This window comes from Streptomonospora sp. PA3 (assembly GCF_009728995.1).
Classification (GTDB): domain Bacteria; phylum Actinomycetota; class Actinomycetes; order Streptosporangiales; family Streptosporangiaceae; genus Streptomonospora.
The window spans coordinates 468,914-488,245 of record NZ_VTZW01000008.1 but is presented as its reverse complement, the minus strand read 5'-3'; the positions used below and the strand labels follow the sequence as shown (position 1 = coordinate 488,245).

Annotated in this window: 19 protein-coding genes; 5 read left to right on the top strand and 14 right to left on the bottom strand. The window is 73.9% G+C overall.

Annotated elements, in window-relative coordinates:
* Nucleotides 1-216: 216 nt before the first annotated feature.
* From FZ103_RS08030 to FZ103_RS07995, 8 genes are all read right to left on the bottom strand, one after another.
* Nucleotides 217-2,088 (bottom strand): sugar ABC transporter ATP-binding protein, encoded by a 1,872-nt coding sequence (locus tag FZ103_RS08030; RefSeq protein ID WP_343233432.1) that lies wholly within the window; start codon nt 2,086-2,088, stop codon nt 217-219.
* A 55-nt stretch (nt 2,089-2,143) separates the two neighbouring features.
* The gene (locus FZ103_RS08025) at nt 2,144-3,238 is read right to left on the bottom strand and encodes an ABC transporter substrate-binding protein (RefSeq protein WP_155999955.1); all 1,095 of its coding nucleotides are present in this window, start codon (nt 3,236-3,238) and stop codon (nt 2,144-2,146) included.
* Nucleotides 3,239-3,340: 102 nt separating this feature from the next.
* Nucleotides 3,341-4,528: an ROK family transcriptional regulator gene (locus FZ103_RS08020; protein WP_186355982.1), complete on the bottom strand. Its 1,188-nt coding sequence runs from the start codon at nt 4,526-4,528 to the stop codon at nt 3,341-3,343.
* Between the two features lie 214 nt (nt 4,529-4,742).
* Complete coding sequence (locus FZ103_RS08015; RefSeq protein ID WP_186355981.1) at nt 4,743-5,108, bottom strand: hypothetical protein; 366 nt, start codon at nt 5,106-5,108, stop codon at nt 4,743-4,745.
* 14 nt (nt 5,109-5,122) lie between these two features.
* A complete protein-coding gene (locus tag FZ103_RS08010) occupies nt 5,123-5,866 on the bottom strand; it encodes a DUF2071 domain-containing protein (protein WP_343233431.1) in 744 nt (247 codons plus the stop codon).
* A 146-nt stretch (nt 5,867-6,012) separates the two neighbouring features.
* Nucleotides 6,013-6,705: a hypothetical protein gene (locus FZ103_RS08005; RefSeq protein WP_155999954.1), complete on the bottom strand. Its 693-nt coding sequence runs from the start codon at nt 6,703-6,705 to the stop codon at nt 6,013-6,015.
* A 104-nt stretch (nt 6,706-6,809) separates the two neighbouring features.
* Nucleotides 6,810-8,258 carry an MFS transporter gene (locus tag FZ103_RS08000; RefSeq protein WP_155999953.1) on the bottom strand — a complete coding sequence of 483 codons (1,449 nt, stop codon included), beginning with the start codon at nt 8,256-8,258 and terminating at the stop codon, nt 6,810-6,812.
* Nucleotides 8,259-8,414: 156 nt separating this feature from the next.
* Nucleotides 8,415-9,128 (bottom strand): NPP1 family protein, encoded by a 714-nt coding sequence (locus tag FZ103_RS07995; RefSeq protein ID WP_343233430.1) that lies wholly within the window; start codon nt 9,126-9,128, stop codon nt 8,415-8,417.
* Between the two features lie 641 nt (nt 9,129-9,769).
* Here FZ103_RS07995 and fdhA point away from each other — a divergent pair.
* Both fdhA and FZ103_RS07985 read left to right on the top strand, forming a co-directional pair.
* The gene (gene fdhA, locus FZ103_RS07990) at nt 9,770-10,987 is read left to right on the top strand and encodes a formaldehyde dehydrogenase, glutathione-independent (protein ID WP_155999951.1); all 1,218 of its coding nucleotides are present in this window, start codon (nt 9,770-9,772) and stop codon (nt 10,985-10,987) included.
* A 145-nt stretch (nt 10,988-11,132) separates the two neighbouring features.
* Entirely contained in the window at nt 11,133-11,594 is a 462-nt protein-coding gene (locus FZ103_RS07985) for a pyridoxamine 5'-phosphate oxidase family protein (protein WP_155999950.1), read from the top strand.
* Between the two features lie 10 nt (nt 11,595-11,604).
* Here FZ103_RS07985 and FZ103_RS07980 read toward each other — a convergent pair whose 3' ends face one another.
* Together FZ103_RS07980 and FZ103_RS24830 are read right to left on the bottom strand one after the other, a co-directional pair.
* Nucleotides 11,605-12,093: a MaoC family dehydratase gene (locus FZ103_RS07980; RefSeq protein ID WP_186355979.1), complete on the bottom strand. Its 489-nt coding sequence runs from the start codon at nt 12,091-12,093 to the stop codon at nt 11,605-11,607.
* 92 nt (nt 12,094-12,185) lie between these two features.
* Entirely contained in the window at nt 12,186-12,824 is a 639-nt protein-coding gene (locus FZ103_RS24830) for a GAF and ANTAR domain-containing protein (RefSeq protein ID WP_186355978.1), read from the bottom strand.
* Nucleotides 12,825-13,212: 388 nt separating this feature from the next.
* Between FZ103_RS24830 and FZ103_RS07970 the strand changes: the two genes are divergently transcribed.
* Nucleotides 13,213-13,932 carry a GAF domain-containing protein gene (locus FZ103_RS07970; RefSeq protein ID WP_186355977.1) on the top strand — a complete coding sequence of 240 codons (720 nt, stop codon included), beginning with the start codon at nt 13,213-13,215 and terminating at the stop codon, nt 13,930-13,932.
* 236 nt (nt 13,933-14,168) lie between these two features.
* Here FZ103_RS07970 and FZ103_RS07965 read toward each other — a convergent pair whose 3' ends face one another.
* Nucleotides 14,169-14,933 carry an SDR family NAD(P)-dependent oxidoreductase gene (locus tag FZ103_RS07965; protein WP_155999946.1) on the bottom strand — a complete coding sequence of 255 codons (765 nt, stop codon included), beginning with the start codon at nt 14,931-14,933 and terminating at the stop codon, nt 14,169-14,171.
* 208 nt (nt 14,934-15,141) lie between these two features.
* Here FZ103_RS07965 and FZ103_RS07960 point away from each other — a divergent pair, with 208 nt between their 5' ends.
* Nucleotides 15,142-15,768 (top strand): TetR/AcrR family transcriptional regulator, encoded by a 627-nt coding sequence (locus tag FZ103_RS07960; protein ID WP_156000108.1) that lies wholly within the window; start codon nt 15,142-15,144, stop codon nt 15,766-15,768.
* 398 nt (nt 15,769-16,166) lie between these two features.
* A complete protein-coding gene (locus tag FZ103_RS07955) occupies nt 16,167-16,760 on the top strand; it encodes a DUF2752 domain-containing protein (protein WP_155999945.1) in 594 nt (197 codons plus the stop codon).
* 24 nt (nt 16,761-16,784) lie between these two features.
* Here the strand turns inward: FZ103_RS07955 and FZ103_RS07950 are convergent, their stop codons facing one another.
* The 3 genes from FZ103_RS07950 to FZ103_RS07940 all read right to left on the bottom strand — a co-directional run bounded on the left by FZ103_RS07950 (nt 16,785) and on the right by FZ103_RS07940 (nt 19,332).
* The gene (locus FZ103_RS07950; RefSeq protein WP_155999944.1) at nt 16,785-17,240 is read right to left on the bottom strand and encodes a DUF4383 domain-containing protein; all 456 of its coding nucleotides are present in this window, start codon (nt 17,238-17,240) and stop codon (nt 16,785-16,787) included.
* A gap of 259 nt (nt 17,241-17,499) precedes the next feature.
* Nucleotides 17,500-19,005, bottom strand: coding sequence for a sodium/pantothenate symporter (panF, locus tag FZ103_RS07945; protein ID WP_155999943.1), 1,506 nt, complete (start codon nt 19,003-19,005; stop codon nt 17,500-17,502).
* Nucleotides 19,006-19,011: 6 nt separating this feature from the next.
* Nucleotides 19,012-19,332, bottom strand: a complete 321-nt coding sequence (locus FZ103_RS07940; RefSeq protein WP_155999942.1) for a YhdT family protein — start codon at nt 19,330-19,332, stop codon at nt 19,012-19,014.

Below are 19,332 nucleotides of genomic sequence, written 5' to 3'. Positions count from 1 at the left end.
GACGTGCGCAGCGCTGCGCGCCGGCGTCCGGCCGGGTGCGGGAAGCCGTTTCCCGCACACCCGGCCCGGGCGGGCCGGCCCCGCGCGGTGTGTCCGAAGGGGCGGTGCGCGGTGCGAAGGCCCGTTCCCGGGGTGCGGCGTGGGTTCTGCGGCACGGCGGCGTCGGCGCCGTTCGGGCTGCCGCGGGCGGCGGTGCCGGCCGGTGCGCCGGGGCGCTCACGCCGCCCCGCCCGTGTCGGCGGAGGCGGAGGCCTGGTGGGGGCCGCCCGCGGAACCGGGCGAGGGGGACCGCCCGGCGCCGCCGTCCGTCCCGCGCGCCGGGTCCGAGCCGCCGCCCTCGCCGCCGGTCTCGTCGGCGGGCCTCCCGCCGGAGTCCGCACCCCCCGAGCCCGCGCCCCCGGCGGCGCCGTCGGAGGCTTCGGCGGCTTCCGCCCGCCGGGCCTGGGCCCCGGTCGCGGGCTCGGGCAGGGCCGCGCCGTTCTCGCCGGCGACGTGCATGGCGCTGGCGATGAGCGTGTCCTCGGTGAGCCGCTCGCCGGCGACCTCGTCGACGACGCGCCCCTCGAACAGCACCAGCACCCGGTCGCAGACCTCGACCAGCTCCCGGTCGTCACTGGAGCCCAGCACCACGGCCGCGCCGGCCGCCGCCAGCTCCGCGACCACGGCGAACATCTCGGCCTTGGCGCCCACGTCGATCCCCTTGGCGGGGTCGTCCATCAGCACCACCGCCGGCTCGGTGGGGAACCACTTGCCCACGACGATCTTCTGCTGGTTTCCGCCCGAGAGCGTGGAGACCGGGTCGTCCAGCGAGCCGTAGCGGGTGCCGATGCGCTCGGCGACGGCGCGGGCCGCCTCCGCCTCGCGCCGTTTGGATAGGCCGACGCCCAGCCTGGCCCGCCGCCCCACCGACGGCAGCGAGAAGTTCTCCACGATCGGGCGGCCCAGCGCGAGCCCCTGCACGCCCCGGTTGCCGGGAACGTAGGCGAAGCCCGCCCGCACGGCCTGCTTGGGTGAGCGGGGGTGGACCGGACGGCCGCCGAGCCGCACGGTGCCGCCGGCGCGCCGGCGCGCACCGAAGAGCACGGCCAGCAGCTCCGACTGCCCCTGGCCCTGCAGCCCGCCCAGGCCCAGCACCTCGCCGGGGCGGACCTCGAAGGACACCCGGTCGATCCGCTCGCCGCTCAGGTCGGCGACCTCCAGCAGCGGCGCGGCCCCGGCGCGGCCGGCTTCTGCGGCGCCCGGCGCCTCGGCGCCGTCCCGCGCGCTGGATCCGCGAGCGGCGCCGAGGCCGGCGCCTCCGGCCGGGCCCGCGCCGGCCGCCGCACCGCCCGGGTGCGCGGCGACCGGCGCCGGGCCGCCGGACATCAGCTCCACCAGCTCGCTTTCGGCGGTGTCGCTGACGGTCACCGTGGTGACGTCCCGCCCGTTGCGCATGATCGTGGCGCGGTCGCACACCGCTCGGATCTCGGCCAACCGGTGGGTGATGAACAGCACGAGCACGCCCTGCTCGCGCAGTTCGGCCACCACGTCGAAGAGCACCCGGACCTGCGCCCGGCGCAGCGACGCGGTCGCCTCGTCCAGCACCAGCACCCGCGGGTCGCGCACCAGCGCCTTGCAGATCTCCACGACCTGGCGTTCGCCGGGATCCAGGTCGCCGACCCGCTCCTGGGCGGGCACCCGGCCGCCGAAGGCCGGGGCGAAGCGCTCCAGCCACGGCAGCGCGCGGCTGCGGGCCGCGCGGCGGTCGCGCAACCCGAACCGGGTCGGCTCCACGCCCAGCACCAGGTTGTCCAGGACCGTGAAGTCCTCGATCAGAGACAGCTCCTGGTAGACCGCGCTGACCCCGGCGGCCAGCGTGTCGCGGGGGCCGCGGGACCGCAGCCGGCGGCCCTCCAGCAGCACCTCTCCGGCGTCGGGGCGCACCACACCGGTCAGCACCTTCAGCAGCGTCGACTTGCCCGAGCCGTTGGGGCCCAGGACGGCGTGCACACTGCCCGCCTCGGCGTCGAAGTCGGCGCCGGCCAGGGCGATTACGCCGCCGTAGCGCTTGCGCACGCCGCTCATCCGCAGCAACGGCGGTGTCTCCACAGCTGCCTCCCTGCTCCTCGCCCGGGGCCGAGCGCGGCCCGGCCCCGGGGCGGCGCTACTGGTTGAAGTAGCCGTCGGCTTCCTCGGGCGTGATGTTGTGGTCGAGGGCGTAGGCGTCGGGCTTGTCCTCGACCTCGGCGAAGCGCTCGTCGAAGTTCTCGTCGGTGACCGTCTCGGGGATCGGCAGGTACAGGGTGTTGCCGTCCTCGATGGCGCCGTCCTTGAACTCCTGGCCCTGCAGCATCCGCACCACCACGTGCAGCGCCGAGACCGAGACCGACGGCGGGTTGGGCACGCCGATGCTGGAGAAGTCCTCGTCGGACTCGCGGAGCCTGTTCCACTCCTTCATGAAGCCCACGCGGGCCTCGCCCGTGATGGCCACCTCGGTCTCCAGGCCCTCGGCCTGCAGCGCCTGCAGGGCGCCCAGCGCCATGCCGTCCTGCACGAAGACGCCGTCCACATCGGGGTTGCTGGCCAGCAGGTCGCGGGTGACGGTCTGGCCCTGGCTCTGGGACCACTCGGCGAAGTCGCGGGCCACGACCTCCACGCCCGCCTCGTCGAAGACCGCCTGGGCGCCCGACCAGCGGGCCTCGTTGGCCGGGTGGCCGTCGATGCCGTTGACCGCGATGATCCGGCCGCCGTCGCCGACCTCGCCGGCCAGCCACTCCGCCGAGATCGAGGCCCACTCGGCCTGGTCGATGACCACGTTGGTGACGTGCTCGGACTCCACCGCCTGGTCGATGGCCACGATCTCGATGCCCTGGTCGGCCGCCTCGGCGAAGACCTGGTCCAGCGCCGTGGGGGAGTTGGGGTTGACGATGATCGCGTCCACGTCGGAGCGGATGAGGTTGCGGATCTGCTGGATCTGGCCGTTGACGTCGACGTCGGCGCTCTCGATCACCAGCTCGTCGACGACTCCCTCGGACTTGTAGTCGGCGAAGGAGTCCTGGAGCACGGAGATCATCTGCTCGCGCCACTCGCTGCCGATGAAGCCGTTGCTGACACCGATGGTGAAGGGGCCTTCGGACTCGCCGCCCCCGTCGTCGGTGGCCTGCGGGGTGCTGCACGCGGTCGCGGCGAGCACGATACCCGCCGCGGCGAGCGCGCCGAGGGCGTGGGAGCCGAAGCGCCGACGCGGATTCCAACCCATGGTGGGCCTCCATGTACCTGAAAAGCGTGAAAAAGGGGGATCGGATGGTCGGGATGGGCGGGTTCGGATGGGGTGGACGGGGGACGGGCGAGCGGGCGGTGGCTACCGCGCCGCCGCGGTGGCGCCGGCCGCCTGGGCGGCGGCCAGGGCCCTGTCGATCTGCTCGGGCGCCAGGACGTGGTCGATGGCCAGGCGGCCGGCGCCCAGCGCGCCGCCGGCCTCGCCGGTGCCGGTGGGGACGACGGTGAGCCGGTGGGTGGCCAGCGGCAGCGACCGCTGGTAGATGGCCTCCCGGACGCCCGCCAGCAGCGGCTCGTGGGCCGCGGCCATGACACCGCCTACGACGATGGCCTCGGGGTTGAAGAAGTTGACGAGCCCGGCCAGCACGTCGCCGATGTCGCGACCGGCCTCGCGGACCAGGCGCACCGCCAGCGGGTCGCCGCTGTTGACGAGCTCGACGACGGCGCGTCCGTCCGCGGCGGGCGCCCCGGCCTCGGTCAGCCGCGCGGCCAGCGCGGCGCCCCCGGCCACGGCCTCCAGGCAGCCGGTGTTGCCGCAGCGGCACGGGGCGGCGTCGGAACCGGGCACCCGGATGTGCCCGATGTCGCCGGCGCTGCCCTGGGCGCCGCGGTGCAGCCGCCCGCCGGCGATGATGCCGCAGCCGATGCCGGTGCCGACCTTGACGAAGAGCAGGTTGTCGGCGGGGGTGCGGCCGTGGCGGACCTCGCCGAGTGCCAGCGCGTTGACGTCGTTGTCGACGAGCACCTCCAGCGGGTAGCGCGAGGTGAAGTACTCGGGGACGGGGTATTCGTGCCAGCCGGGCATGATCGGCGGGTTGACCGGCCGCCCGGTGGCGAACTCCACGGGTCCGGGGACGCCGATGCCGATGGCCTTGACCGCGGCCAGCGGGCGCCCGGCCGCGGCGATCAGCTCGTGCATGCGGTCGTCGATGTGGCGCAGCACGAGGTCGGGCCCCTCGGTGATGTGCAGGGGGTCCTCCCGGTCGGCGAGGAGAGCGCCGCCGATGTCCATCAGCGCGACCCGGCAGTGCGTGGCGCCCAGGTCGACGCCGAGGACGCAGTTGTCGTCGGTGTTCAACCGCAGCACCCGCGGCGGCCGCCCGCCGGTGGAGGCGCCGCTCTCCCGCTCCTCGACGATCCCGTGCGCGATGAGCGTGTCGACGCGTTGGGCGACGGTCGAGCGCGCCATACCGGTGAGCCGGGCCAACTCGGCCCGGGTGTCGGCATCGCCCCTGCTGATGAGGCCGAGCACATCGCCCGGAGAGTTCACGGGTTCTCCGTTTCCCTGCTGATCGTCGAAGCACGCGACCCACTGTGAGCCGGATCATGAAGGTACGGCGCCTTGTGTCGGGCGTCAATACCCCTTCTGCCGATATTCGTCAGAAGTAGTCGACAATCGACCGAGAGTCATGCAGAAGCGGCCGCACCGCCAACCGATCATCCGACCCTCGCCCCCCGCGGACACCCCGGCCCGCCGCGCGCGCTCAGTCGGCGGGGTCGGCCGGCCACGGGCCCAGGTCCGGCAGCCGGCCGGAGGTGGCCTGCAGGGGACCGTCGGCGCGGCGGCCGGCCATCCACGCCGCCAGGTCGCGTACGGCCCCCGATACCTCGACCGGTGCGCCGGTTCCCCACTCCCGGCGGAATCCGGTGTCGGTCGCCCGCAGGGCCAGGCGGATCTCCGCGGGTGCGCGGGCGGACAGGAAGTCCAGGGCGTGCAGGGCGAACGGCAGCGGCCAGTCGCGGGGCCGGTAGCCTGCCGCGAGGTCGACCGCGTGGATCTCGGCCTCCCGCCACCGCGCCAGGGCGCAGCCTAGAACCCGATCCGGCCGAGCGGCATCCCTTCTGCACACACCGCCGCGCGCGCTCAGACGGGCTGGGGAGGGTAGAGGGCCGCGGTGGTGCCCGGGGACCAGAGGGTCGACACCGGGGGCCGGTCGGCGGGGGGTAGGCCGGCGGCGGGGAGGAGGTCGCCCTCGTAGTGCAGGAGATCGGCGCGGAAGAGCGGCCAGGGCGGGTGTGCGACGGGTAGCCAGTGGGTCGCGCCGAGGTGGGTGGTGTGCAGGCCCCAGCGGGCGGTGAGGAACAGCTCCAGCCCGGAGGGTTCGGCGATCGCGGCGCCGGGGCGGACCGACCAGCGCCCCGTCGCGGGGCCGCGGGGGAGGCGGCGGCGGACCGCGCCCGCCGCGCCTGCGGGGCCGCGGCGCAGCGACACGTCCGACCAGATGTAGGGCACTCCGGTCAGGACGCGGGCGGCGAGCACGCTCGGCAGCGCGTCGGCGTCCATGGTCACGAAGACCACGCCGCGGCGGCCGTCGCGGTCGAGGGAGTACAGCCGCACGTTGACCTCGTTGAACGACCCCGTGGGCACGATCCCGAAGGCGCGCGGGGCCGCGACGCGGAAGGCGACCAGGCCGACGTAGGTCCGCCCCTCCCACACGTCGGGCCGGGTGCCCTTGGGCAGGAGATGTGCCACGGTGCCGGGCTCGGCGGCCCAGTGCAGGAACACCACGTCGCGCCAGTGCTGGATGAGCGGTGCGGGGACCGGGCGCGCCGGGGCGCGCTCCGGCGGCGGCCCGTCATTCGATCCGAGGCGCGAACCCTGCTCCACGGCCCACCTCCACCAGCCGACCGGACGCCGGCAGCGCCCGCCGCATCAGCCTACCGAGCGACTCGCGGACCGGCGGGGCATCGTCGGCGACTCCGGCCGGCCGCGGTCGGCAACCCGGCGCGGCGCCGCACGGCAGCCGGGGCCCGTTACCGCGGTACGGTACCGGCCTCCGGGAGGCTCCAGACCAGGGCGTCGAACTCCACGGTCGGGCCGTATACGTCGGGGATGTCCGTCACCTGGAGGCGGGCGAGTCGCCCTTCATCGGTCCGCAGGCACAGGACGGCGCCGGGCTCGACCGGCGCCGAGGACGTGCCGGCGGCGTCGGCCGCCTCGGCGCAGTCCGCATGCTCGGGAAGCCCGCCGCTGTCGTCCCACACCGATACCGACCCGCCCAGCGCGTTGAGGCTGTAGTCGCCGCCGACCCCGGACGTGCTGACGTCGGACTCGCCGGAAGCTGCGGCAGGGGGACCGGCGTCGAGGTCCTTGCCGCCGCCGTCGAGCAGCAGCGCACCCTGCCACTGGACGCCGGGCGCAGCCGGCCGTGCCGTTCCGTTCGAAGCCGCCGGGGCGGTCGGGTCCGGGGGACCGGCGGCGGCGTCCGTATCGGACGAGTCCTCGTCCTCGGCATGTCCGCCAGGCGTGGGGGTGGTGGCGGGCGGCGGCTCGGCGGCGTTGTCGGCGGATGCGCTCAGATAGGTGAACAGGCCGGTGATCAGAGCGGCCGCGACCGTTCCCAGAACAAGGATCCATTCTTTCGGGTGCGCCCGGAACCAGCCTTTGGCGTCGCCGATCCCTGCGCCGGGGTCTGCGGATTCCCGGTTGGGCTGGTCCCTGGTCACTGCCGCATCAACGCCCTCATGCCGTTATCCGGAATCGGTACCGCAGAGAATACATCGGGTCCCTCGCGACGGCCGGGCGCCTGGGAAGCGGTGCCCCCGCGAGGTCACCCCCGGGCCTCCTCCAGCACCTTCTGCGCGTCGCGGTCGAAGGTCCAGCGGCACAGCAGCATGCACACTCCGCCCAGCAGCTTCGGCACGGTCAGGATGAGGAACGCGGTGCGCAGCGACCCCGTGGCGTCGGAGGCGATGCCCACCGCCAGCGGACCCAGCGCGGTGCCCAGGGTGAGCAGGAAGTTCAGCACCGCGAAGCCCAGCCCGCGCGAGTGGGCGCCCACCACGTCGGCGACCGAGGCCATGACGCAGGGGATGGCCAGCGCACCGAGGAACGACGAGCACAGCAGCAGCACGGCGAAGGGCGTCAGCGACTCCGCCAGCAGCGCCGCCACCAGGACGAGCGCGCCCAGCACCGTACCCGCGGCGGCGAGCACGACGCGCCCGCCGCGGATCGAGCCGTGCGCGCGCCGGCCCAGCCACGCCCCCGCCAGCGTGCCGCTGATGACGCCCAGCACCGAGACACCGCCGGAGATCGGCCCCGCCACCGCGGTTCCCACGTCGTAGGCGCGGGTGATGAAGGTGGTCATCCAGTAGGCCGTGCCCAGCAGCCCCGTGGTCAGCAGCATCAGGCCGACCGACAGCAGCCCCAGGGTGGGGATGGCGGCGACCCGGCGGAGCTGGCGGCCGAAGGGCGGTGCGCTCGCGGCCGCCTCCTCGGGGGCCGGCGCGTCGGCCGGACCCGGATCGGCGTCCGGGCGGGGTCCGGGCGGCGCGGCGCCGCCCGGGTCGGCGGAAGGCGCGTCGGCAGGGTGAGGGGCCGGCTTCGCGTCGGCGCCGCGGGCGAGGAGCCGGTCGAGGTGGCCGCGCGCCGGCTCGGCCAGCCGCCAGCAGATCACGGCGACGAGCACGCCGGGCACGGCCATGATCACGAACGTGGCCCGCCAGCCGACGAGTTCGCCCAGGACACCGGCGAGGACGGTGCCGATCCCGCCCAGGTAGGTGGTCATGCGGGTCCAGCCGTAGACCTTGGGCCGACTGACCGGCGGATAGTAGTCGGCGAGCAGGCTGTTGGCGGCGGGGTTGTCGACCTGTTCGGCGCCGGCCAGCAGCACCCGCATCGCGTAGAACATGGCGAATCCGGCCGCCAGCCCCGAGCCCAGCGTGGCCAGCGCCCAGCACAGCACCACGATCGCGATGATGCGGGTGCGGTTGCGGCGGTCGGTGAGGTAGCCGGCGGGAATGGCCATCAGCGCCGAGGCGATCGCGGCGGCGGTCGGAATGCTGCCGCCCACGGTGTCGCTGAAGCCCCACTCCGCCTGGATCAGGGGCAGCATCCCCGCCAGCAGCGACGCCTCGATGCGGTCCACCAGGCCCACCAGGAACAGTACGACCAGGGGCGCCCAGCCGTAGGGGGCCGTGTCGGTCGCGCTGACCGCGCCCCCGCGCGGCTCGCCCAGTCTGCGGCGTGTCCTCGGTCGCGTGGTCGGGGAGGCGGCCATGGCGCTCCGTTCTTAGAACCGAGTTCTAGTAACGGATTTCAGGGTGCCATGGGTCACACTCCGAAGCCAGCCCCCCGGGCCCGCGGATCCCGCGGACGGCGCCCCGCCGGGCATGGGGGTACCGGCGGGGCGCGGCGCCGGCGCGGGCGGAGGACGTCAGGCGTAGGGGTCGAACGCGATGCCCGAAGGCGCGGCTTCGGCCAGGTCGGCCTCGAAGTTCCCGTCCTTGAGCGCCAACCGGGCGCTGCCGAAGTCGGCCGCGACCAGCTTCTCGCGGATGCCAGAAGGAAAATTGTTCCAGCTGACCAGGTCGGGGTACTGCCACGTGCCGGCGTGGTTCTCCGGCGGGTCGTCGTGGCCGGCGGCGAACCGGAACGCGTGGGTGCTCCACCCGTCCTTGTGATAGACGATCTTGGCGTGGGTGCCCTCCCAGCGGACCTCCGAGGCGGCGCGGGTGGCGTAGTCGCCGTGGGCCGAGGCCGAGACGTAGCGCGCCGCGCCGTCCTTCACCCACACGATGACGTGCTCCAGGTCGTGGCGGTGCCCGCAGCAGCCCGGCATGGTCTGGTCCTTCTCGAAGTAGAGGGCGTACATGTAGGCGCACCAGCCGCTGGGGTCGCACTTGGCGCGCGAGTAGGAGTTGGTGTTGTCCAGGTCCCAGCTGTCCCGGCAGCTGCCGTTGAGGGCGCCCGAGGTGTTCAGCCCGCCGGCGACGGTTCCGTCCGGACCGATGGCGGGCGTGGGATAGCAGCCGTCGGTGTCGTAGTCGAAGGCGGGCTGCCACCTGCCGTCGGGAGGGGTGACGCTGGAAGGCAGCGCCGCCGGCGGGTCTGCGAACGCCGGGGATGCGGGCAGGACCAGCGCCAGCACCGCTGCGCCGGCCAGGGCGCGCCAGGCGGCTCCGCCTCCCGGCCGGACGCGCCGGGTGCGCGCCGGAGCGGAGGGCGCGCTACCGGGAGCGGGGGCGGAGGAATGCGGCGGTCGTGGGGCGCGGGTTTTCCGGACAGGGGAGGAAAGGGCGGAGAGCACGCGTGCTCCGCCCCTGCGCATGATTCTCATTCAGCGGGGCTTTCTGCTCTGCGCGGGGTGCGCCGGCGAATTCGCCGGCGGCTCGGGGGCTTTTCGGGATCGGGAGAAGGGGATTCTCGGGATGCCCGTTCGGGGGTCGGCGCCGTGTGCGGATCGGGGCCGCGCGGATTCCGTTCGCGATGGCGCCGCAAACGTAGCGGAGCGCCGGTGGTTACGGCAAGGGGTCGATCGATTGCGTTCCGTGTCATTCCCCGCCGCGTCAGGGAGATTTCACGGGCGGGCCGCTCCTTTCCGGAAAACCGGTACGGCCGGACGCGGAATGCCCGGCCGGCGATGCGTTCAGCGCGACCGGCATCCGGGGCGCCCGACCGCGCCCGGTGGACCGGTCCGAATCGGGGGCGCTCGCCGACATCGCCGCTCGGTCGGCGGGGTAGGCCAGTGGGCGTCCGGTATGTGACATAGCTCATGCTCTTGGGGGAGTCATGGCTGAGAACAGGGGAGTCGTCTACGCAGGGCCCGGCCGCGTCGACGTCGTCGACTTGGACTACCCGGAGTTCGTCCTCAAGGACGGCCCCGGCGTGAACCCCGCCAACGTGGGGCGCAAGGTCGACCACGGCGTCATCGTCAAGGTCGTGGCCACCAACATCTGCGGCAGCGACCAGCACATGGTCCGCGGCCGCACCACGGCGCCCGCCGGGCTCGTGCTCGGCCACGAGATCACCGGGGAGATCGTGGAGAAGGGGCGCGACGTCGAGTTCCTCGATGTCGGCGACCTGGTCTCGGTGCCCTTCAACATCGCCTGCGGCCGGTGCCGCAACTGCAAGGCCCGCCGCACCGGCATCTGCCTCACCGTCAACCCCGATCGCCCCGGCTCCGCCTACGGCTACGTCGACATGGGCGGCTGGGTCGGCGGCCAGGCCCGCTACGTCTTGGTGCCCTACGCCGACTTCAACGTGCTGCGCTTTCCCGACAAGCAGCAGGCCATGGACAAGATCCTTGATCTCACGATGCTCAGCGACATCTTCCCGACCGGCTTCCACGGCTGCGTCACCGCGCAGGTGGGGGTGGGATCCACCGTCTACATCGCCGGTGCCGGCCCGGTCGGGCTCGCCGCGGCGGCCTCGGCGCGCCTGCTCGGCGCCGCCGTCGTGATCGTCGCCGACCTCAACGAGCAGCGCCTGCAGCAGGCGCGCTCCATCGGCTGCGAGACCGTGGACGTCTCCAAGCAGGACCCGCGCGACCGGATCCAGGAGCTGCTGGGCGTTCCCGAGGTCGACTGCGGCGTCGACGCGGTCGGCTTCGAGGCGCGCGGCCACGGCGCGGACGCCGGCGAGGCCCCGGCGACCGTGCTCAACACGATGATGGACGTCACCGCCGCCGGCGGGTCGCTCGGCATCCCCGGCCTGTATGTCACCGGCGACCCCGGCGCCCCCGACGAGGCCGCCAAGCAGGGGTCGCTGTCCATCCGCTTCGGCCTGGGCTGGGCCAAGTCGCACGCCTTCTTCACCGGCCAGTGCCCGGTGATGAAGTACCACCGCCAGCTGATGATGGCGATCCTGCACGACCGGGTGCAGATCGCCAAGGCGGTCAACGCCACCCCGATCGGCCTGGAGGACGCCCCGCGCGGCTACCAGGAGTTCGACGAGGGCGCCGCCCGCAAGTACGTCCTGGACCCGCACGGCATGCTGGGCGCGGCCTGAGCCGTCGCCCCGCCGGCCGGCCGCATGCCGCGCGGCCGGCCGGCGGCGGGCCCGTGCCGCACGCCCGGGTGCCCCCGCGCCTCGCCCCGGGGACCGCGCTACCTTTGACCGCAACCTCCGCGACCGGAACGAGGAGCCCCCGACGATGACGTCTCCGCCGGCACCGCCGCGCCCCCGCGCACAGCGCAAGCAGGACACCCTGGCCAGGCTCGGCGCCGACGTCGACGCCTGGGTGGCCACCGCCGGCGGCACCGGCGGCACGCCCTACCTGGTGCCGCTGTCCTTCCTGTGGGACGGGGAGACGCTGCTGCTCGCCACCCCGGCCCAGAGCCCCACCGGGCGCAACATGGGCGCCTCGGGCCGGGTCCGGATCGCGGTCGGGCCCACCCGCGACGTCGTCCTCATCGAGGGGGCGGCCGAGCCCCTGTCCACCGCGGAGCTGCCCGCGCAGACCCTCGACGCGTTCGCGGCCAAGACCGGGTTCGACCCGCGTGAAGAGGCGGGCTTCCGGTACTACCGGGTCCGCCCCGAGCGGATCCAGGCCTGGCGCGAGGTCGAGGAACTGGCCGAACGCGACCTGATGAGCGGCGGCCGCTGGCTGGTGTGACCGCCGGCCGTCACCGGGGACGGGTGCGCAGCATGTTCAGCACGACCGCGCGGAAGACCGTCCTGCCGTGCTGGTTGGACAACTCCACGCGGGTGCGCAGCAGGCCCCGGTCGGGTTTGGAGGCCGAAGGCCGGCTCTCCAGCACCTCCGCCCGCAGCGCCAGCGTGTCGCCCGGCCGCACAGGCTCGATCCAGCGCAGTTCGTCCACACCCGGGCCGCCCAGGCTGGCCTTCGGCGAGAGGTAGCCCTCGACATACAGCCGCATCATCAGCGACGCGGTGTGCCATCCGCTGGCGATCAGCCCGCCGAAGGGGCCCCCGGCGGCGGCGTGCGCGTCGACGTGGAACGACTGGGGATCGAAGCGGCGCGCGAACTCCACGACCTCGTCCTCGTCCACCGCGGTCGTGCCGCAGTCGACGACCTCGCCGACCGTGTAGTCCTCCAGATACCGCTCCTGGAACGGGACCGCGGGTGTGCCCCCGCCGGATTGCGCGCCCACTGCCCGGCCTCCGCTTCCTCCGCCGCACCGACGCCCGCCACGGTAGCGCAGGGCGCACCGCCGGCCGGTGCCGGGCCGCGGGCCCGGGGCGGTCAGCGCTCGCGTCGGCCGGAGTCGGCCAGGATGCGCGCGGCCGCGTCGTAGAGGCCCTCGCCCGCGGCCTCGGCCGCGCGCAGCAGCTCGCCGAAGGCGGCGGCGCGGTCGGCGCCGTTCCGGGCCATCAGCACCCCGACCGCCTGATCGACCTCAAAGCTGTGCCGGATCGCCGTCCGCAGCCCCTGGGCGGCGTCAAAGGTGTCGATGCAGACCGCGGCCTCCACCGTCCGGCCGACGATCTCGGCGAACTCGGCGGCCTCGCGGCGGCACGTGTCGCCGAGACCGCCGATCCGACAGGAGTAGAGGTTGAGCACCCCGTGGCCGCCCTTCAACGGCAGGGCCAGCACCGAGCGCAGCCCGAGGGCGGTGACGATGCTCGGGTAGTCGCCCCACCTCGTCTCGGCCGCCAGGTCGCGGGACTCGACCTCCGCCTCCTCGGCGAGGGCCTCCAGGCACGGACCGGTGCCCAGCGTGTACTCCGACTCGTCGTTGACCGCCGCGAGTTCGGCGGAATAGGAGAGGGTCACCGGGCGGCCGTCGCGGACCACGGTGATCCCGCAGCCGTCGGCGTCTCCGAGAGCGCGGACGATGACCTCGGTCAGATCGGCGAGCGTCGTGAAGGGCGCATCCGGCATGGTGCCTGCTTCCGCGGTGTTCGGTGTTCGTGCGGTCTGTCGAGTCACCGGATCCGAAAGCGCGAACTGCGCGGGCTGCCCTGACGGCCGATACACGGCACCACCCACCATAGCCCCTCGGCACTCGGCCGGCCCCGGTGCCCGGCGGGGCGGACCGCATATCCTGCGGTTCGCCGGGAAGCCGGATACAGCAGAGCACGGTGTCAGCGATAATGGGGCGCTGTCCGTGCCCCCCACGAGCAGGAGAGGGAAGGAACCATGCGCACACCGCGACCGCCCGCGCCGCCTGCGCTGCGCGCCCCCTCCGCCCCCCTGCCCGCGGCGGGCCGACCGACGACCGCCGGCGTCCTGGGCGCACCGGCAGAGAGAGGGGAGGCGGCATCCGCCGGTGGAGTCTGAGCGCCCGCCTCGCGTCTGGGGCCTGCTGGCCGAGGAGGCGCGCAGCCTCGGGGAGGGCATGTCGGTCGACATGGTGTGCACCGCGGCCGGCCGCGTCCTGGCCGTCGACGGCGCCGCCGTGACACTGATCGCCACCGAGACCGCCCGCGAGATCGCCGGGGCAGCGGGGGAGTTCAGCCGGCGGTTGGAGGAACTGCAGTTCATGCTCGGCGAGGGACCCGGCCTGGAGTCGTTCGGCACGGGGGCGCCGGTCCTGGCCTCCGAACTGGTCGCCGCCTGCGGCCGGTGGCCGGCGTTCGCGCCCGCGGCGGTCGAACTGGGGGTCGGCTCGGTCTTCGCCTTCCCGCTGCGGTTCGACGCGGTCGCCATCGGCACGCTGGAGGCCTACCGCCATGTGCCGCGTCCGCTCACCGCGGAGCAGACCGGCGACGCGCTCGTGCTGGCCGACACCGCCGCCCTGCTGCTGCTGGAGTCCCACCGCAAGGAGGAGCGCGCCGCGCCCCGGTCCGCCGCCGAGCTCGCGCAGGACTACCACACCGAGGTCTACCAGGCCACCGGCATGCTCTCGGTCCAGTTGCAGACCAGCCTGAGGGACGCGCTGGCCCGGTTGCGCGGCCACGCCTTCGCCAACGACCTCCCCATCTCCACGGTCGCCCGCGAGATCCTCGCGGGGCGGCTCAGACTCGACGAGGGCGGCGCCGACGCTTGAGGCGCCGTGGTGCGATCCTGCTGCGGTGACCGTGCTCGTGCTGCGCTGCGGGCGGTCGGCGTAAGGGCGCCGGCGGCCGATTGCGGCATCGGCACCCCCGCCGGCCGGGTGGAGTCGTCGCCGCCGGCGGGCGCCTCGCCGACACCCCGGCCCGGCGCACCGAGCGCTGCGCCGAGCCTGTCGGGGCCTTGCCGCGGCGATCACGGTCCCCTCCGGCCGGGCGCCCGGCGCCCTCGTCAGACCGCCGACCAGCCGTTGTCGACGGGCAGAACGGCGCCGCTGATGGCCCCGGCGGCGTCGGAGGCGAGGAACACGATCGCGGCGGCGAGCTCGTCGGCCGCGGAGATGCGGCCGATGTTGCCGCCGTAGCCGCCGAGCACGGTGGGCCCGTGCGGAGCCGTGGGGGTGCCGACGTCGATGTTGGTGGCTGTGCCGCCGGGGGCGACGGCGTTGGCCCGGACGCCGTGGTCGCGGTACATGACCGCGGTCGACTTCACCAGGCCCACGACGCCGTGCTTGGCGGCGGTGTAGGCGGTCCCGGCGGCGCTGCCGCGCAGAGACGCCTCCGAGGCGGTGAACACGATCGAGCCCGCGCCGCGCTGCAGCATGTGCGGCAGCACCGCGCGGGTGAGCAGGAACGGCGCGGTCAGGTTGACGCGGATCAGCCGCTCCCAGACCGTGTCACTGACGTCGGCCGTGGCCGACATGTCGTCCATGATCCCGGCGTTGTTGACCAGGACGTCGATGCCGCCGAGGCGGTCGGCGGCGGTGGCGGCGACCTCGTCGGCGACCTCCTGGCGGCTGAGGTCGCCGGCGACGACCTCGGCGGTGCCGCCGCGGGCGCGGATCTCCTCGGCCGCCTCGTCGGCGGTGCCGGCGTTGAGGTCGGCGATGAGGACCCGGGCCCCCTCGGCCGCCAGGCGGAGGGCCGTGGCCCGGCCGATGCCCGAGCCTCCTCCGGTGACGATCGCGTTCCTGCCGTTCAGCCCCGACTCGGCCATGGTGCTTCCTTCCCTCGGTGTGCTGGGGCGCCGCAGCCGCGGCCGCCTCCGCCATGCTATTTATTCTTGTCGCGGAAGGACATTTAGTCGCTCGGTGACACGCGGCGCTTAGTATGGTGGCCTGGCCGGGGCGCCGCGGGCGCGAAGGGAGCAGTGAGCGAGTATGGCCGCCGACTCCGCACGCACCGCGGGCCGGGGCCGCCCGCCGATGTCCGAGCGCCGCAAGGCACTCGTCCGCATGGAGATCGCCCGCGCCGCACTCGCCCTGTTCGTCGAGAAGGGCGTCGCCGGCACCACGGGCGAGGACATCGCCCATCAGCTGGGGATCTCCACCCGCACCCTGTGGCGCTACTTCCCCAGCAAGGAGAGCTGCGTGCGGCCGCTGCTCACCACCGGTCTGGACGCCATGGCCCAGCGGTTGCGGTCCTGCCCGCGCGGCGTCGCGCTGCTGGACCACCTGGAGCGGGAGGGCGCCTTCGACGAGGACGACCGCCTGGCCGCCGGGCCCGTGGCCGACCTGATCGCCATGACCGCCCGCGAACCCGCGCTCAAGGCCGTCTGGTTGGAGGTCCACCACGCGGCCGAGTCCGTGTTCGCCGAGATCATCGCCGAGCGCACCGGCGCCGCGCCCGGCGACCTGGCCGTGCGGGTGCAGGCCGCCGCCCTCAACGCCGCCCTCCGCCTGGCGGCCGAGGAGGGGGCCCGCCACCGCCTGACCGCGGGTTTGGACGGGCCGCCCGGCGGCGTGGGCGCCCTTGTCCGCAAGGCCATCGCGGCCGCGGCGGAAGGGCTGCCCGCCTTCCGGTCCGCCCCGGCGGCGGAACCGCGCGGATAGGCCGTGTTCAAGGACGGCGGGGGCGTGGCTTTCCAGGAACCCTCCGGGTACCACCTGGCGCGGCCACCGTCGAGGCTGCGGCAATGGGCGCGTCTCGCGTAGCGCGGTCCGCCCGCCCGTCAGCCCGCCGCCACCCCGACGGAGACGCTTCGCGTCGCAGTATTTCTTTGCCGCCGAGCGCACGCGGTACCTGCCGGGTGGAGCTGTGCCACCGGTGGCCGGCGACGGGCGGGATTCGCGCAATCCAGCCCATTGCCGCGGCCTCCGTGGTGACCGACCACTCAAACACGACGCAGCGGCAGAGCCGTCGCCCCGGAACCGCGCGGATCCCCCGGGCGTCGGAGCCGGGGAAGCACGGCCGCGGACCGCGGCACCCGGAACCGGGGGACAATGGATTCATGAGCACGAGCGAGCGCGGACTCCGCGGCGGCTTTCCCGCCTGGGCACTGCCCGTCCGCCTGCGGATCGAGGCCCGCGACGCCCACCGCTGGGTCTCCTACCTGGCGCTGGGCGGGCTCGCGGCGGGGGCCGCGATGGCCGTGTTCGGCATGCCGCCCGTCGACCTGCACGCCCCGACGCACTACATGGGCATCATGAGCCCCACCTGCGGCGCCACCCGCGCGGTCGAGGCGGCCATGAGCGGCGACCCGGCCATGTCCCTGCGCTACAACCCGCTGGGGCTGGTGCTCGTGGCCGGTGCGGTCGCCGCACTGGCGCGCCTGGCCGCGGGCCTGCTCACCCGGCGCTGGGTCAACGTCCGCATCGCCTCCGGGTGGTCGGTCGGCATCATCGGCGGTGCGCTGCTGATCGCCCTGTGGGTGAACCAGCAGCTCAACGCCGACCTGCTGCAGACCTCGCCCGCCGACGCCACGCCCCTGGCCACGCTGGCGGTGTACGGCCTGGGCGCCACCGCCGCGGCCGTGGTCGCGGTGGTCACCACGCGGCGGCCGCGCCGCACCGCGGACCGCGGCGGCCGGGCACCGCAGCGCTGAGGCCGCCGCGCGCCCGCGCCGGCCTCAGGGGGTGTCCCCGCGCCCGCGCTTGACCACGAAACCGGCTCCGACCAGGCCGATGCCCAGAATCAGGTGCAGCCAGTTGTCGGGTGCGTTGACCGGCACGAAGTTGGCCGCGGAGTCCGGGGGGACCACCATCCCGTAGATCCACAGCCCCAGGTACAGCACGCCGCTGACGAGCAGGTAGGCGCGGGCCATGGCCGGCAGGAACGCCGCCGCCAGCCCGGCGGCGCCGAACACCAGGTGCACGATGTTGTGCAGCACCGACACCTGGAACAGCCCCAGCAGCATCGCGTGGGAGTCGGGGCCCGCCCACTCCAGGGTGCCGTACTGGCCGGTCGTGATCGGGACGAATCCCAGGACGCCCACGAGGAGGAAGACCCCTCCCACCAGGCCCGCGACGACCCGCGCGGCACCGCGCGTCGCATCGGGCACCGTGGCCTGCGTTGGCCGGCTCATACTCGCCCTCCTTCGGCTGCGCGGGGGCCGCCCGCGGCCGAGCGGCCCGCCCCGGTGGTCGCCGGGCCGCTACCCGGCCGTCCGCCGCCTAACCGGCGCCCGGGGGCGCCCGACGCGCGCGCAAGGCGCGGATCCGCGGCCCAAAACCGCGGCTCCCGCCCGGAGAGGGGCCGGGCGGGAGCCGCGGGGCGGTGTGCGGGGGCGCGAGAGGGAACGCCACGCCCCCGCACACCGCGGGAGGGGTCCTGGACCCGGGTGCCTAACGCACCGGGCGCACGTCCTCGCCCAGGCGGTCGATCTCGGCCTGGGTGCCCCAGAACTTCACCAGGATCTCGCGCCGCGGTGGCGGTCCGAGGTAGGTGCCCAGCAGGAACAGGGCCAGCGCGACGGCCGACGACGTGGCGATGGGGAACATGCCCAGCGCCAGTTCGGGCGCCCAGTTGTTGACGAGCGTGTACCAGGCGATGCCGCCCGCCATCCCCAGGCCGGCGCCCAGCGCGTTGGCGCGCTTCCAGTAGAGCCCCAGCACCAGAGGGAAGAAGAACGCCACCTCCAGGCCGCCGATGGCGTAGATGACCAGCAGCTCCAGGTACGCGGGCGGGTTGAGGGCCAGCACCAGCACCACCGCCGTCAGCACCAGCGTGGTCACCGAGGACATCGCCGACGTGCGCCCGTCGCTGATGCGCGGGTTGACGTAGGTGACGTAGAGGTCGCGGATGATGGTGCCGCTGACCACCAGGATCATCGCGTCGACCGTGGACATCACCGCCGCCATCGGCGCGGCGAACAGGACCCCGGCCACGCCGGAGGGCAGCACCTCCACGATGGTGGTGGGCAGCGCCAGGTCGCCCACCTCCATGTCGGGCTGATAGAAGCGCGCCATCATGCCCATCGTCAGGAAACCCAGGGTGATGATCGTCATCACCAGCGGGCCGACCTTCATCGCGGTGTGCACCGCGCGCGAGTCGCGGTAGCTCATCGCCCGGACCGCCAGGTGCGGCAGAACGCCGAACATCAGCCCCAGCTGCAGCGAGTAGGAGGCGATCATCTGCGGGGTGAACCCGGCCGGCCCCGGCAGCGTGAACAGCTCCGGTGCGGTGCTCATGACCTGCTCGTTGACCGGGCCCATGCCCCCGGCCGCGGTGAGCAGCGCGATCCACACGACCACGGCCCCCACGAGCATGATCACGCCCTGCAGCACGTCGCTCATCGCGTCGGCGAGGAATCCGCCGAAGGTCGTGTAGATCGCGATCAGCGCCGCCAGGCAGATCAGCAGAACGGTGTAGTCGGCGCCGGTGGCCGCCTCAAGCAGTCGGGTCCCGCCGACGAACTGCGGCACCATGTAGGCGGTCAGGAACACCACGATGCCCAGCGAGCTGACGATCACCACGATCGGGCTCTCATAGCGGTGCCGCAGCATGTCCACGATCGACAGCGCCCCCAGCTTGCGCCCGACGATGGCGAACTTCTTGCCCAGCACCGCCAGCGCGATGAAGGCGGTGGGCACCTGGAACACCGAGACCAGGATCCAGCCGTAGCCCTCGCCGTAGACCAGTCCGGGACCGCCGATGAAGGTGCCCGCGCTGGCTCCGCTCGCCAGCAGCGTGAACATCAGCAGCATCCAGCCCAGCGAGCGGCCGCCCATGTAGTAGTGCTCGGTCTTGCGGCCTTCGGCGACCGCCTGGCGGCGGCGGAAGGTCCACCAGGCGATCACCAGCAGCAGGGCGGCGTAGAGCAGAATCGGGATGAGGACGCCCCAGCGCATGGTCGGCTACCTTTCTTCCGGCTCGTCGGCGGAGCCGTCGGCGGAGAGGGGGATGTCGGTGAAGTAGCGGTGGACGAGGACGAAGGCGATACCGGAGAACGCGAAGGCCACCACCGGTACCGACCAGAAGAACCATGCGGGGAAACCCAGCACGAAGGTCAGCTCATCGGCCTCTTTGCCGCCGCCCAGCAGCCAGGCCGTCGCGGTGACGGCGACGGTGAACGCCACCCAGTAGGCCAGCGCGATGGCGAGTTCCCGCGTGGCCGTGCGGTAGCGCGGATCCTCCTCGAAGTCGGTTTCGCGGAGTGGGGATCGGGTGTCGGGCAT

Excerpts from the sequence above, each read along its gene's own strand:
- FZ103_RS08025 (WP_155999955.1), bottom strand. The coding sequence starts at position 3,238 with ATGGGTTGGAATCCGCGTCGGCGCTTCGGCTCCCACGCCCTCGGCGCG.
- FZ103_RS08000 (WP_155999953.1), bottom strand. The coding sequence starts at position 8,258 with ATGGCCGCCTCCCCGACCACGCGACCGAGGACACGCCGCAGACTGGGC.
- fdhA (WP_155999951.1), top strand. The coding sequence starts at position 9,770 with ATGGCTGAGAACAGGGGAGTCGTCTACGCAGGGCCCGGCCGCGTCGAC.
- FZ103_RS07985 (WP_155999950.1), top strand. The coding sequence starts at position 11,133 with ATGACGTCTCCGCCGGCACCGCCGCGCCCCCGCGCACAGCGCAAGCAG.
- FZ103_RS24830 (WP_186355978.1), bottom strand. The coding sequence starts at position 12,824 with ATGCCGGATGCGCCCTTCACGACGCTCGCCGATCTGACCGAGGTCATC.
- FZ103_RS07965 (WP_155999946.1), bottom strand. The coding sequence starts at position 14,933 with ATGGCCGAGTCGGGGCTGAACGGCAGGAACGCGATCGTCACCGGAGGA.
- FZ103_RS07960 (WP_156000108.1), top strand. The coding sequence starts at position 15,142 with ATGTCCGAGCGCCGCAAGGCACTCGTCCGCATGGAGATCGCCCGCGCC.
- FZ103_RS07955 (WP_155999945.1), top strand. The coding sequence starts at position 16,167 with ATGAGCACGAGCGAGCGCGGACTCCGCGGCGGCTTTCCCGCCTGGGCA.
- FZ103_RS07950 (WP_155999944.1), bottom strand. The coding sequence starts at position 17,240 with ATGAGCCGGCCAACGCAGGCCACGGTGCCCGATGCGACGCGCGGTGCC.
- panF (WP_155999943.1), bottom strand. The coding sequence starts at position 19,005 with ATGCGCTGGGGCGTCCTCATCCCGATTCTGCTCTACGCCGCCCTGCTG.
- FZ103_RS07940 (WP_155999942.1), bottom strand. The coding sequence starts at position 19,332 with ATGCCCGACACCCGATCCCCACTCCGCGAAACCGACTTCGAGGAGGAT.